The following is a 13495-nucleotide window of genomic DNA, read 5'->3' as shown; positions in this document are numbered from 1 at the left end:
CAAAATGATGAATGACAATTCTAAAAAAACGGTGTTAACGATTAATAAGCTATCGGTTGGGTTTGGTAGAGACAACCGTATTGATCAAGTGACACACGACGTTTCGTTGAGCATAAAGCGAGGGGAGACGCTCGCGCTCGTAGGTGAGAGTGGTTCGGGTAAGTCGGTCACCGCAAACTCAGTATTAAAATTGCTTCCTAAAGGTTCGTCTCACTACTTATCGGGCAGTATTACTTTTGCTGGTACCGATATTCTGAGTTGCTCAGAGCGACAGTTGCGAGGAATTCGTGGCGGGCGCATCGGGATGATTTTCCAAGAGCCGATGGTGTCACTGAACCCACTACATAAGATTGGGAAGCAGTTAGTTGAAACATTAGCCATTCACCGTGGTATGCGCACAAAGAAAGCAGAAGAGTTGGCGATTTCTTGGTTAGATAAAGTGGGGATTCGTCACTCAGCGCAAAAAATAAATGCGTACCCGCATGAGTTATCGGGCGGAGAGCGTCAGCGCGTAATGATTGCGATGGCACTGATCAATGAACCTGAGCTATTAATTGCCGATGAACCGACCACTGCATTAGATGTTTCGGTGCAGGCTCAGATCTTAGATTTACTTAAAAACTTGCAACAAGAGTTGGGTATGGCAATGCTGTTTATCACCCACGATTTGAGTATTGTGCGCCGAATCGCTGACAGAGTGGCGGTAATGAAAGAGGGCGAAGTGGTTGAAATTGGAGAGTGCAAAACCGTCTTTACGGCCCCTTCTCACCCGTACACGCAGAAGCTGATTAACTCTGATCCACGAGGCTTGCCGGTTGATGTTGAAGTTGATGCACCATCTTTGCTTGATGTAAGCCAGCTACGAGTATGGTTCCCCATTACCGGAGGAATATTCAAACGAGTGGTTTCTCATATCAAAGCCGTGACGGATATGCACTTCGATTTGCGTAAAGGTCACTCTATCGGCTTGGTTGGAGAGAGTGGTTCAGGTAAATCAACAACAGGTATGGCTATCCTCAAGTTATTGAAAAGTGAAGGTTCAATATCGTTTCAAGGCAGTGAGCTGCAAGGGTTAGACAGAAAAGGGATGTTGCCATTTCGAAGTCGAATGCAGGTTGTTTTTCAAGACCCATTTTCGGCGCTAAACCCGAGAATGTCAGTGGCTCAAGTCATCGGAGAAGGGTTACGAGTTCACCAAGAACATGATGAAAAGACGCTGGATGCCATGATTTGCGAAGTGATGAAAGAGGTTGATTTAGATCCGAATACGCGACATCGCTATCCCAATGAATTTTCTGGAGGACAACGCCAGCGAATTGCCATTGCACGCGCTCTGATTTTGAAGCCGGAGTTTATTTTGCTTGATGAGCCAACCTCATCACTGGATCGAACGGTGCAAGCGCAAGTACTGGATCTTCTGAAAAATTTACAGCAGAAATATGGTTTGACCTATCTGTTTATTAGCCATGATCTTAATGTCGTTAAATCGTTGTGCCACTACACGATAGTGATGCGTAATGGGGAGATAATTGAGCAGGGTGACACGCAGTCTCTGTTTGCTTCGCCACAACACAGTTACACTCAAGAGTTGGTTAATCTGTCGAGTTTTTAAGCTTGATACTAAGAGTGAAAACGGCCATGAATCGGTGATTGCGGGCAGTTTCAATATTTTTCATTAGGTTTTAAGCGGCGTTTTAAGTTTGTTTGGCTTTACTGGAGCAAACCAGAGTGGATAAGTGGTCATTTCTTGCGTTTAGCATTACACTGCCTGCAAAGTTTTATGACAGAGGTCACCATGGACCAAGAACAGTACGAAGAAGAGTTTCACCAAGAAGGTGAAGAGATAGAAATTGAAGCAATTGGTATCGATGTTTCAAGCCAACCTATTGAATTATATAAAGTGTTTAAAATTGCCAATTTAGTTGGTGGTGGCGGCGAAGCGAAACATATTATTTCTGAAGGTTATGTTGCGGTTAATGGTGAACTTGAAACGCGCAAACGTCGTAAAATGTACGATGGTGACTTCTTTGAATTCAACCAAGAATATTATGTTGTGGTTTGTGATGCGCCAGTAATGGAAGAAGCGGACGAAAAAGCAGCAAAATTAGCGAAGAAGCAACAAGCTGAAAAAGAAGAAGTAGCGAAAAAAGCAGAGCGCGCCGCAAGAAAAGAGAAGAAGAAAGCGGAAAAAGCGGCTCAGCCGAAAGGAAAGAAAGCGAAGCAGAGCAAATCCGTGAAACAAGATAAATCGAACGTTGACCGTGATGCGAACAGCGGTCGTCACTCCATAGATTTCTTCTAAGACACTCAAGTAAAAATCTTAGGTCTAAAAGAAGGCTTTAACTTCTCGTCATAACGCAATGATGGAGAGTTAAAGCCTTTTGTTTTATTTACTGCACAATTCGTTGATTTAAGAGGCTTTATTACTGTGATTTGTCAAGGTTACTGCTAGAGTAACGACTCTTGATTACCGTGAGGGAAGTACAGTGCAGAAGCAGTTCATCGATGGCCAAATCTTATATCGTCAGCATCATTTTGATTTACCCCTTAATTACACACAACCTCAAGGAGAGCAGGTTAAAGTCTTCGCAAGAGAGGTGGTGAAGTTAAGTCATGAGAATAACCATGAACTGCCGTGGCTAGTTTATTTCCAAGGTGGCCCAGGTTTTCCTTCACCGCGCCCTAACGGTGAATCAGGTTGGTTGAAACGCGCACTTCAAGATTATCGCGTACTGCTGTTGGATCAGCGAGGAACGGGCAATAGTACGATTATTAGTCACCAAACTCTTGCGCACAAAACACCCGATCAACAAGCTGAGTATTTAACCCATTTCCGTGCTGATAATATTGTGCGTGACGCTGAAGCGATTCGTGAACAGCTAGGCGTTAAACAATGGGCGACCCTTGGCCAAAGTTTTGGTGGGTTCTGTACGCTGACCTATTTATCTCTATTTCCACAAAGTCTGCTACGTTGTTACGTTACAGGGGGGATCCCATCAATATCTCGTCATGCTGATGACGTATATCGTGCAACTTATCAGCGGGTACTTGATAAAAACCAAGCTTTCTTTGCTCAGTTCCCTGAAGCACAACCATTGTGTAAGAAAATCGCTAATTACCTGCTTGCGAACGATGTTAGGTTGCCAAATGGGCAGCCGTTTACTGTCGAACAGTTCCAGCTTATCGGAATTAATTTGGGGCGCAGTGGGGCTAACTTGCCTATGTATTACACGCTAGAGTCTGCGTTTGTTGAAGTCGATGGAAAACAAGAATTGAGTTATAGCTTTTTGAATCAAATGCAGCAAGAGCAAGGCTATTTAACTAACCCAATCTATGCGATTTTGCACGAATCCATCTACTGTCAGGGAGCTGCATCAAGTTGGTCAGCACATCGTGTGCGTGATGAGTTCATAGAGTTCAGCTATTCAGAAGATAAACCTTTCTGCTTTACAGGAGAAATGGTTTACCCATGGATGTTTGAACAACTGTCGACATTGACTCACTTGCAACCCGCAGCAGAGTTATTAGCGGCGAAGAAAGATTGGCTTCAACTTTATGATGCGGAAGTCTTGGCGAAAAATACAGTGCCAGTGGCTTGTGCCGTGTATGCCGATGATATGTATGTTGAGCTAGATTATAGCCGCGAAACTTTGGCGAAAATACCTAATGCGAAGGCTTGGATCACCAACGAATATGAACACAACGGTATTGGTGTCGATGGTGAACGCATATTTGATCGTTTAGTGGATATCGCCGACCGCATTGCCAATTTACCCAAGTAAAGCGCAATAGTGCGAAACACCGATGGTTAATTCAATTCCTTAGGGATATTAGTTAGCCATTGGTGCTGATCATTGAATCGATCGTTACCGCTGTAAGTAGCGCTGACTCTTTTTCTCTATTCGGCTAAAAAGAAGTGAAAGTGAGAAGCACAAAATAAAATACGCAAGCCCCACAATGAGCCAAATTTCGAAAATTAACCCCGATGAGTTGGCCATTTCAGTACCTACAAAGGTAAGCTCTTGAATCGAAATAAGTGCCACAATTGAACTGTCTTTGATCAGTGAAATAGTCTGCCCTGCAAGTGGAGGCGTGATGGTCGTAATCACTTGTGGTGCGATAACATCTCGGTACTTAGACCATCGTGATAACCCGAGTGTTTCTGCCGCTTCCCATTGCCCTTTTGGAACATTTTGTAAGCCCGCCCGAACAATTTCTCCGATGTAAGCCGATGAAAGTAAGCCGACACAAAGCACACCTGAAATTAGATTCTCCCACAAATAACTGGGGCCAAATAAGATGGCTTGCAGTGGGTTAATATGACCATCATGCTCTCTTAATAAGGCTTCTAATCCTAATAACGGAATGAGTTGGTTTGAGATAAAGAAATAGAAAATAAAGACAAAAACCAAGGGTGGAATATTTCTCACCAATTGAATGAATGCTGTTGCTGGTGCGTTAAATATGACAGATCTTGAGTGGCGAGCTAAACCTAAGAGCGTGCCGAATAGCAAGGCCAGCACCATACCCCAAATGGTAAGGCGAAGTGTGGAGAGTAACCCTTGGAAGAAATAGGGAAGGCTACCGTCTGCTCTTGAGGTAGTCAGTAGTTCAAAGGTTTCAGCCCAACGCCAATGATAATTAACACCTACAGATGAGCGGTAATATATCCATACGATAAATAAAGCTAAGATAGCCAGTAACATAGCGTCAAGTTTATTGATCTTCAAAAATGAAGTTCTATTGATATGACGTTGATGAGTTTTAGAAGAGCCCTGTAATTTTAGCTCATTCGAATTTGTCACTGCGCTACCTTATCTTTCATTGTCTTGGATAATTAAATAAGCGTAATTCGCTTGATGTTCTCTTTTAGAGACGCAAAATATTTATTTTCGCGGTTACTGCTTTTGAGCAATCTGGTTTTGCCAATCCAGCGTTGAGAACCAATATTCGTAGCGCTCGCTTAACCATCCATCTTCTGTTCGTGCTTGAATCCATTGGTTAAAGAACGCTTTTTTATCGTCTTCTCCTAGGCGTACCGCAAAGGCTTCATTACCTTTTGATAAGCGTTTAGTAAATGGCAGGAACAAGGTGTTAGAATGTTTAATTGTCTCGTGCTCAGGTTTTGGACTAGAGGCAATCACCGCATGCGCATTACCATTCAGCACTTCTTGGAATGCTTGAGCATCGTCATCAAATTGAAGTATTTTTGCTTTAGGGAAAGTTTCTCGTGCTACTTGAACCGTAAAAGCACCGCGACGAGCTGCGATTTTTACGCGGCGAGAGTTGAAATCATCGAAGTGACTAAAACCATCTGCAAGTTCTTTGTTTGCCGTAAGTTGAACACCGGAGTGGGAATAGGGGGTAGAGAAGAGCACACTTTTTTCACGCTCACTGGTGATCGACATGCCACCAATGATCACATCAAACTTTTTAGCTAGCAGTGCAGGTATGATCCCATCCCACGATGTCGGCACAAACTCTACTTTCCAGCCTGAATCTTTTGCAAGCCTTTTGGCTACGTCGATTTCAAACCCAATCAATTCACCTTGTTTATTACGCATTGCCCAAGGAACAAACGTCGACATACCGACACGCAGCGTTCCTCGTTGATTGATTTTATCAAGGTTAGGTGTTGTATCGGGAGTCCCGCTGTTTTGGGCGAGTGTGGGTAGGCTAATGGCCAATCCTAAAAGCGTTGTAATAGCAGTTTTAAATAGCTTCATGCTGAGAGTTCCTTTTTCTTGTCAATTACGAGCTACGCCAGTTTGCCCCGAGTCGATGCTCGAACCACGCTGAAATGCCAGATAGTGATAAAGTCAGTAAAAGATAGATTGCAGCAACAGTAAACCAAATTTCAAAGGGGAGTGCTGTTTCAGATACGATATTTCTTGCCTCGGTGGTGAGATCGAAAATAGCCATGACGCTGACGATAGACGAATTCTTGACCAGAGAAACTACTTCATTCGTCAGTGGCGGAAGTGTTTTTTGCAACATTTGCGGTAAGATAATATCCCTGTAGGTTGATAATTTTGATAAGCCGAGAGAGTGTGCGGCTTCAAATTGACCTTGAGGGATACTGTTTAATCCGGCCCTGAATACTTCTGCGGTATAAGCGCCTTGAAACAGAGCTAGAGCGAGAATGGCGGTAGAGAATCGGTCGAGCCCGATGACTGGTCCAAAGACAAAGTACAGCAAGTAGATTTGCACAAGCAGAGGAGTATTACGTATTAATTCAATGTAACTTTTTGCTAAACAGCGGCCTACAATGGAATCAGATAAACGTAATAGGGCAGCAGTCATGCCTATAACCAGTGTTGCGATTAAGCTAAGCCCTGATATTTTTAGTGTAACTAGCAAACCTTCTATTAATTCTGCTGGCCACCATTCGCCATCTTCAAAATAGAAAAGGTAATCAGGTATTCGCTGCCATTGCCATTGGTATCCCATTGCTTGTGCGCCAGAATCAAGTAACCACATCATACCGATAATGAGCAACGTGATTTGCAGTAAAGCCGAAAGTACGGGAGCTAAGATACGTTTAACCATCAGTTTTCCGTTACCGCTAATAGCTTAATATTTGAGTTAAGAAAGCTTGAGTTCTCGGATGCTGTGGTGAAGAGAAAAGCGCTTCCGGTGGTGCGGTCTCTAATATTTCACCTTGATCCATAAATACGACTTTGTCAGCAACTTGTCTTGCGAAACCCATTTCATGAGTTACACAGATCATTGTGATTCCCTCTTTTGCCAACTCAACCATCACGTCAAGGACTTCATTGATCATTTCAGGATCGAGAGCTGAAGTGGGTTCATCAAAAAGTAAGAGGTCTGGTTTCATGCATAATGAACGTGCGATGGCGACCCTTTGCTGTTGACCACCAGACAGCTGGGCAGGATATTTATCGGCTTGTTCAGCTATGTGCACACGGTTAAGAAAGCCCATAGCTAACTCTGTCGCATCTTGCTTGCTTAAATTTAGAGTTCGCATTGGTGCTAACGTGAGGTTTTCGAGAACAGTCAAGTGAGGAAAAAGATGGAAGTGTTGGAAAACCATGCCGATTTGACCGGGTTTAATCGCTTTAGAGCCAGCTGGATGAGATAAAACCATCAACTCACCAGAGTCATAAGACTCTAATTGATTGATGCAACGTATTAGTGTGGATTTTCCTGAGCCTGATGGGCCGCAAATGACGACAATTTCACCTTTCTTAACCTTGAAGTCTATCGACTTTAACGCTTGAAAATCGCCAAACCACTTATTAAGTTGAGTAAATTCAACCATATTTTCTGATTTTATTTGCATGGTCACTTATTTTGAGGCTTATAGGTTATACCTTAACAATATCATTAGGTATTTGCACTTGGAAATCTGTATATAGCCTGAAATAAGTTATTGATAGTGTTATTAAAGTGCTTCTATCAATGTCGACGTTAGATTGAGTAAATCAGATGAGAATTTCGAAAATAGAAAAATCGACGAGTGTTATCTCGTCGATTTAAGTAATAATCAATTTAAACTAAACGTTGTTTACACATTGCTCTGTTTAAAGATATTCGTATAGATGTGAATAACTACAGAACCGCTTCGTTTAGAATTTCACGTGTACGTTCTAACGTAATGGCTTGGTTTTCACCCAGTTGTAAGTAACCGTGAGATTCAAGTTGGCTAACAACCGCTTCAATTGCTGATGCTTTATCATCGCCGTGATCGGTTAATTTTGTTGGAACTTCTAGGCTATGGTAGAAAGCTTCAATCTCAACAATTGTACGCTCAGCTAGATCATCACTAGCTTCAAGACCAAAGACGTTTTTACCCATTTGCTCAAGATTTCCGCGTTTTGCTTCAATTTGATTGCGTAGCAACGCTGGTTGAACAATAGCCAGTGAACGTGCGTGATCGACTTTCCAAAGAGCAGTCAGTTCGTGGCCAATCATATGTGTTGCCCAGTCTTGAGGAACACCAGTTCCAATTAAACCATTTAGAGCTTGGTTTGCTGACCACATAAGGTTTGCACGCCACATGTCATTATCACGCTCAGCATACTGTTCGCCAAGCGTTTTTAATGAACGAAGTAGCGTTTCTGCGTAGCCATCTTGAACCATCGCACCTGTTGGGCGAGTAATGTATTGCTCACAAACGTGAACCCAAGCATCAACAATACCATTAACTAACTGACGCTCTGGTAGTGTTTTCATTACATCTGGGTCCATAACGGCAAATTTTGGTTGAACCGCCGGAGCCATGAATGCCAACTTGTCTTGAGTCGCTGCACGAGTAATTACTGCACCCATGTTTGATTCAGAACCTGTTGCAGGCAAAGTTAAAATTGCGCCAATAGGAGTCGCTTCAGTTACCTTATGTTTGCCTTCAAGAATGTCCCAGCCTTCACCAGCGTACTTCGCGGCAGCGGCAACATATTTAGAACCATCAATAACAGAACCACCACCAACAGCAAGGATGTAATCAATCGCTTGCTCTTTAACGATAGCAACGGCTTTATCTAGTGTTTCTTTTGCTGGGTTAGGTTCAACACCTGAAAATTCAACCCATGAGTGACCTTCTAAAGCTTCAGTTACTTGATCGTATACACCGTTCTTTTTGATTGAACCGCCGCCATAAATCACGAGAACTTTTTGGTCTTGTGGAATGGCAGATTTAACTGCTTCGATTTGACCTTGACCAAAATGGATAAGAGTAGGGTTTACATAAGAGAATTTCATTGCTGTGACCTCAAGTGTTTATTCGTGAGTTTGTTATAACTCAGGCTTATTCTTATGTCGTATTTATCCAACACGACTTTATACTGTGCATAATAGTACGGCATTGATGGCTAAAAAAGGCTAATTCATCCAATTTTGTTGCCTATTTCTATAATTGTCGTAATCTGTGTCTGTAGTTGACCAGAATATACGATAGGTACGGTATGAGTGAATTAGGTGCGTTAATGCAATCTTTTGTGGATCATAAAGGGTGGCATGATTTAGAAGGTATTCGTGAAACGGTGATCCCCGGAGTTCATTTTTATCGCAGCAGTTTAGGGAATCAACGTCAGCCTTTTATCTATCAATCTGGCATCATTGTAATGGGGCAAGGGCATAAGAATATTCATATAGGCAATCAACCTGTCTCCTATGGGCCTGATGACTACCTAGTTGTAGGCGTTCCTATGCCTTTAGAGTGTGAAGCTTTGCCACAAGATGAAGAACCACTGCTCGGGTTAACGATCAGCATTGATTCCAAGATCCTCAATCGTATCGTTCGAAGACTAGAAGAACTTGGTTTTCAGAATACGCGGCAGTGTAAGCAAGAGAACTGCGGCCTGAAATCGGTACGGATGGAAAACGACATGTTAGAGAGTTGCAAACGCATGATGCTCGCTTTACATAACGATCTTGAAGCCAAAGTTCTTGGTGAATCTTTGTTAGAAGAGATTGTTTATCGCGCACTCACAAGCTCTGAAGGTTACGTGTTGTTTGAGCTTGCACACCATGATGGGCATTACGCACGAGTTGCAAAGGCATTAAGTAAAGTCCATAAAGAGTATTCAGATTCATTGACGGTACAAGAACTAGCAGAGGAAGCGAATATGAGTATTTCTGCTTTTCATCAGGCTTTTCGTTCTGTCACCTTAGAATCGCCACTGCAGTATTTGAAAAAAGTAAGATTGAATAAAGCCCGAGAGTTGATCCAATTTGAAGGAAAGCGTGTCAATGAAGCTGCTAGGTTGGTTGGTTATAGTAGTTCATCACAATTTAGTAGAGAATTTAAACGTCACTTCAACTCGACTCCGAAAGGTGCATAAACAAAAATGCATAAACAAAGTATATTGCAGAATATGAGCTATAAATGAAAAGAGGAAAAAAAATCCATTAAATTTACTCTTTTAATGTTCTGGTTCTCTGCAATAATATCCAAAGCTTAATCGTAAAGCTGTTTTAGTTCCCTAGAAGTACTAGTCATGCTTCAACTCGAAACCACATCGAATCTGATGTGGTTTTTTATTGCAAAAAATCTTCGAAATATTTCTTATCGATGCAAAATAAGCCTCTGTTGTTGCACTGTTCACACTACATTTTGCGAGTGAATGTGTGAATCAGAATAAATCTCAGTGTTAAAAAATCTATCTAGCCTAAAGTTGCTTCACGCAGCGATTTAAGTCGTTGTCATCTTAAATATATCTTTTTAATACGTGGAACAATAAGTTAAGGGATAGGTATTATGCGTTTGAAAAACAAAGTAGCAAATACGGGTATGTTTGCACTTAGCACACTGACAGTTTCCTGCTTAATGGCTTTTAATAGCTACGCAGCCGTTGATTGTAATGCTATGGAAGTCTGGGATTCGGCAGAAGTATATACGGGCGGAGCAAAAGTTCAGCATCAAGGTAGTGCATATCAAGCAAATTACTGGAATCAAAATAATGATCCAACACAGTTTTCTGGTGATTATGCCCAGTGGAAGTTGCTTGATGCGTGTTCAGGGACTAGCCCTGTAGAGCCTAACCAGCTTCCAACAGCAAGTTTGACATCTCCAAGTATAAATGACGCGATCACCGCTGGTGATGTTGTTCAATTGGCTGCTGATGCAAGTGATGCAGATGGAAGTATCGCATTAGTCGAGTTTTCTGTGGATGACGTTATTGTAGGCGACAGCCGCTCTGCTCCTTATTTAGCTACGTGGGTCTCAACCGTTGGAGATCACTTATTTAGCGTCATTGCATATGACGATAAAGGTGGAGTGAGCAAAGAGAGCTCTGTGTTGATTACCGTTAATCCTGCCGCTTCAGATAATCTTCCACCTTCCGCTAGCCTTGCTCTTTCTGCTTCTCAAGTCGATCTTAATTCGACCGTCACTTTGACTGCTACGGCTGAAGATTCAGACGGAAGTGTTGATAAAGTAGATTTCTTTGTTGGAGGGCAGCTTGTGGGAACCTCCGCAAAAGCCCCATATGTTCTTAATTATACCGCTGTCAAAGTGGGTACATTAGCAGTATATGCAAGATCGACAGACAACGAAGGTGCAACGACTGACTCCGCCATCAGTGAGTTGGTAGTGAAAGGAGATGCTGTCGCTAACACTTGCCGCCCAGATGGTTTGTATCAAACAGAGGGCGTGAATGTTCCATATTGCACGATTTATGATGACGAAGGGCGTGAAATTATGGGCGCTGATCACCCACGTCGTGTGATTGGTTATTTCACCAGCTGGCGTTCGGGGGATGACCCACAAGCCGCATACCTTGTAAAAGATATTCCTTGGGAGCAGCTCACTCATATTAACTATGCGTTCGTGAGTATCGGCTCTGATGGCAAAGTGAATGTTGGGGACGTTAATGATCCAAATAATGCTGCTGTTGGCAAAGAGTGGGCTGGTGTTGAGATCGATCCAAATCTAGGTTTCAAAGGCCATTTTGGTGCGCTTGCGACTGCAAAACAGAAGCACGATGTGAAAACGCTTATCTCGATTGGAGGATGGGCTGAAACAGGAGGACATTTTGGCACCGATGGTAATAGAGTCGCAGATGGCGGATTCTATACTATGACGACGAATGCTGATGGTTCGATCAATAAACAAGGGATCGAGACATTCGCAACCTCTGCTGTTGAAATGATGAGAAAGTATCGCTTCGATGGTCTAGATATCGATTACGAGTACCCAACGTCTATGGCGGGAGCGGGTAATCCTGATGATAAGGCATTTATGGAGCCACGCCGACAGTATCTGTGGGCTTCTTATCAAGAGTTGATGAAGGTGCTGCGTGAAAAATTGGATGTCGCTTCTGCGCAAGATGACCATCATTATATGTTAACCATTGCCGCACCGTCTTCCGGCTATTTGTTGCGTGGGATGGAGACATTTGATGTCACTAAGTACCTCGATTACGTCAACATTATGTCTTATGACTTGCACGGTGCGTGGAATGATCATGTCGGTCACAATGCTGCTTTGTATGACACAGGCAAGGACTCTGAACTCGCACAGTGGAATGTCTACGGAACGGCAGCTTATGGTGGGATTGGCTATCTAAATACAGACTGGGCCTACCACTACTTTAGAGGTTCAATGCCTGCGGGACGAATCAATATTGGCGTTCCATATTACACTCGTGGCTGGCAGGACGTTACCGGTGGTGATAATGGTCTATGGGGCAGAGCGGCACTTCCTAATCAAGCTGAGTGTGCGGCAGGGACAGGAGAAGGTGAGAAAAACAATTGCGGTAATGGTGCAATTGGTATCGATAACATGTGGCACGATACCGACGCGAAAGGGAATGAGATGGGCGCGGGATCCAACCCGATGTGGCATGCTAAAAACTTAGAGAAAGGTATTTGGGGCTCTTATGCCGATGCATATAAACTTGATCCTGTTAATGATCCCGCGGATAAATTTGTCGGTTCTTATGCTCGCCACTATGACAGTGTAGCCGTAGCCCCTTGGTTGTGGAATGCAGAGAAGGGCGTATTCCTTTCAACGGAAGATAAACAGTCTATCGATGTGAAAGCAGACTACGTTATCGATAAAGAGATTGGCGGCATCATGTTCTGGGAGCTCGCGGGAGACTATAACTGTTATATCCTTGATAACGCAGGAAATCGCACTGGCATTGATACTACTGAGCAAGCGTGTACAAGTGGTAATGGTGAATACCATATGGGTAACACCATGACCAAAGCAATTTATGACAAATTTAAATCAGCGACACCGTATGGAAATAAGGTTGCGACTGGCGTAATACCAACAGAAAGCGTGGATATAGCGGTTTCGGTCGGTGGCTTTAAAGTTGGTGATCAAAACTACCCAATTAACCCTAAAGTGACCTTCACTAATAATACGGGTCATGCTCTACCTGGTGGCACAGAGTTCCAGTTTGACATTCCAGTATCCGCTCCAGACAATGCCAAAGACCAATCTGGTGGTGGGCTGACTGTTATTGCTTCAGGTCACTCACGTAGTGATAATATCGGTGGCTTAGATGGCACCATGCACCGTGTTGCGTTCACATTGCCAGCTTGGAAAGAACTTCCAGCAGGTGGCGTTTATGAACTTGATATGGTCTATTACCTGCCAATTTCTGGGCCTGCGAACTACAGCGTGAATGTTAATGGTGTTGATTACGCATTTAAGTTCGAACAGCCTGATTTACCTCTAGGTGATTTTAATAACGGTAATGATGGAGACAATGGTGGAACAAACCCTGGAACTTGTGAGAGCTCTGGCGTTGGAATTTACCCGGACTTTCCGCAAAAAGACTGGGCGGGAAACCCTAGCCATGCAAATACAGGCGATAAACTGATCCATCAAGGCGTGGTGTATCAAGCTAATTGGTGGACCGCTTCAGTTCCTGGTAGTGATGGAAGTTGGACGAAAGTTTGTAATGTTTAATTTCAGGTAAATTTCTTTTACTTGAAACATTCAACGAAACGTAGATGAAGCGCCTCGATTAATATCGCGGTGCTTCATTTTTATATGAGATGGATGTGGCTTGTATATGGT

The 13495-nt window shown here is 43.1% G+C and carries 10 protein-coding genes; 5 read left to right on the top strand and 5 right to left on the bottom strand.

Going from position 1 to position 13495, the window contains the following annotated elements; translation table 11 throughout:
- Positions 1-4: 4 nt before the first annotated feature.
- The 3 genes from FCV43_RS15930 to FCV43_RS15920 all read left to right on the top strand — a co-directional run bounded on the left by FCV43_RS15930 (position 5) and on the right by FCV43_RS15920 (position 3782).
- Positions 5-1612: an ABC transporter ATP-binding protein gene (locus FCV43_RS15930; protein ID WP_431188298.1), complete on the top strand. Its 1608-nt coding sequence runs from the start codon at positions 5-7 to the stop codon at positions 1610-1612.
- 183 nt (positions 1613-1795) lie between these two features.
- A complete protein-coding gene (locus tag FCV43_RS15925) occupies positions 1796-2302 on the top strand; it encodes an RNA-binding S4 domain-containing protein (RefSeq protein ID WP_136995741.1) in 507 nt (168 codons plus the stop codon).
- Between the two features lie 184 nt (positions 2303-2486).
- A complete protein-coding gene (locus FCV43_RS15920; protein ID WP_136995740.1) occupies positions 2487-3782 on the top strand; it encodes an alpha/beta fold hydrolase in 1296 nt (431 codons plus the stop codon).
- An 84-nt stretch (positions 3783-3866) separates the two neighbouring features.
- On the opposite strand, the gene FCV43_RS15915 is transcribed toward FCV43_RS15920, so the two are convergent.
- From FCV43_RS15915 to FCV43_RS15895, 5 genes are all read right to left on the bottom strand, one after another.
- A complete protein-coding gene (locus FCV43_RS15915; protein WP_240697182.1) occupies positions 3867-4706 on the bottom strand; it encodes an amino acid ABC transporter permease in 840 nt (279 codons plus the stop codon).
- 192 nt (positions 4707-4898) lie between these two features.
- The gene (locus FCV43_RS15910; protein WP_113797851.1) at positions 4899-5726 is read right to left on the bottom strand and encodes a transporter substrate-binding domain-containing protein; all 828 of its coding nucleotides are present in this window, start codon (positions 5724-5726) and stop codon (positions 4899-4901) included.
- A 25-nt stretch (positions 5727-5751) separates the two neighbouring features.
- A complete protein-coding gene (locus tag FCV43_RS15905) occupies positions 5752-6549 on the bottom strand; it encodes an amino acid ABC transporter permease (RefSeq protein WP_017053140.1) in 798 nt (265 codons plus the stop codon).
- A 16-nt stretch (positions 6550-6565) separates the two neighbouring features.
- A complete protein-coding gene (locus FCV43_RS15900) occupies positions 6566-7282 on the bottom strand; it encodes an amino acid ABC transporter ATP-binding protein (protein WP_029203433.1) in 717 nt (238 codons plus the stop codon).
- A 290-nt stretch (positions 7283-7572) separates the two neighbouring features.
- Positions 7573-8721, bottom strand: a complete 1149-nt coding sequence (locus FCV43_RS15895; protein WP_136995739.1) for an iron-containing alcohol dehydrogenase — start codon at positions 8719-8721, stop codon at positions 7573-7575.
- Between the two features lie 203 nt (positions 8722-8924).
- On the opposite strand from FCV43_RS15895, the gene FCV43_RS15890 reads away from it, so the two are divergent.
- Both FCV43_RS15890 and FCV43_RS15885 read left to right on the top strand, forming a co-directional pair.
- Positions 8925-9803, top strand: a complete 879-nt coding sequence (locus FCV43_RS15890) for an AraC family transcriptional regulator (RefSeq protein ID WP_136995738.1) — start codon at positions 8925-8927, stop codon at positions 9801-9803.
- A gap of 416 nt (positions 9804-10219) precedes the next feature.
- Positions 10220-13384: a chitinase C-terminal domain-containing protein gene (locus FCV43_RS15885; protein ID WP_136995737.1), complete on the top strand. Its 3165-nt coding sequence runs from the start codon at positions 10220-10222 to the stop codon at positions 13382-13384.
- The last annotated feature ends 111 nt before the right edge of the window (positions 13385-13495 follow it).

The sequence above is a fragment of the Vibrio genomosp. F6 genome, assembly GCF_005146325.1.
GTDB classification, from domain to species: Bacteria; Pseudomonadota; Gammaproteobacteria; order Enterobacterales; family Vibrionaceae; genus Vibrio; species Vibrio cortegadensis.
Note: the sequence above shows the minus strand (reverse complement) of the source record. Positions and strands in the feature narration are given on the sequence as shown.

What these genes read in the sequence shown, in the direction of transcription:
- FCV43_RS15930 (WP_431188298.1), top strand. Translation starts at nt 5, where the DNA reads ATGATGAATGACAATTCTAAAAAAACGGTGTTAACGATTAATAAGCTA.
- FCV43_RS15925 (WP_136995741.1), top strand. Translation starts at nt 1,796, where the DNA reads ATGGACCAAGAACAGTACGAAGAAGAGTTTCACCAAGAAGGTGAAGAG.
- FCV43_RS15915 (WP_240697182.1), bottom strand. Translation starts at nt 4,706, where the DNA reads ATGTTACTGGCTATCTTAGCTTTATTTATCGTATGGATATATTACCGC.
- FCV43_RS15910 (WP_113797851.1), bottom strand. Translation starts at nt 5,726, where the DNA reads ATGAAGCTATTTAAAACTGCTATTACAACGCTTTTAGGATTGGCCATT.
- FCV43_RS15905 (WP_017053140.1), bottom strand. Translation starts at nt 6,549, where the DNA reads ATGGTTAAACGTATCTTAGCTCCCGTACTTTCGGCTTTACTGCAAATC.
- FCV43_RS15900 (WP_029203433.1), bottom strand. Translation starts at nt 7,282, where the DNA reads ATGGTTGAATTTACTCAACTTAATAAGTGGTTTGGCGATTTTCAAGCG.
- FCV43_RS15895 (WP_136995739.1), bottom strand. Translation starts at nt 8,721, where the DNA reads ATGAAATTCTCTTATGTAAACCCTACTCTTATCCATTTTGGTCAAGGT.
- FCV43_RS15890 (WP_136995738.1), top strand. Translation starts at nt 8,925, where the DNA reads ATGAGTGAATTAGGTGCGTTAATGCAATCTTTTGTGGATCATAAAGGG.
- FCV43_RS15885 (WP_136995737.1), top strand. Translation starts at nt 10,220, where the DNA reads ATGCGTTTGAAAAACAAAGTAGCAAATACGGGTATGTTTGCACTTAGC.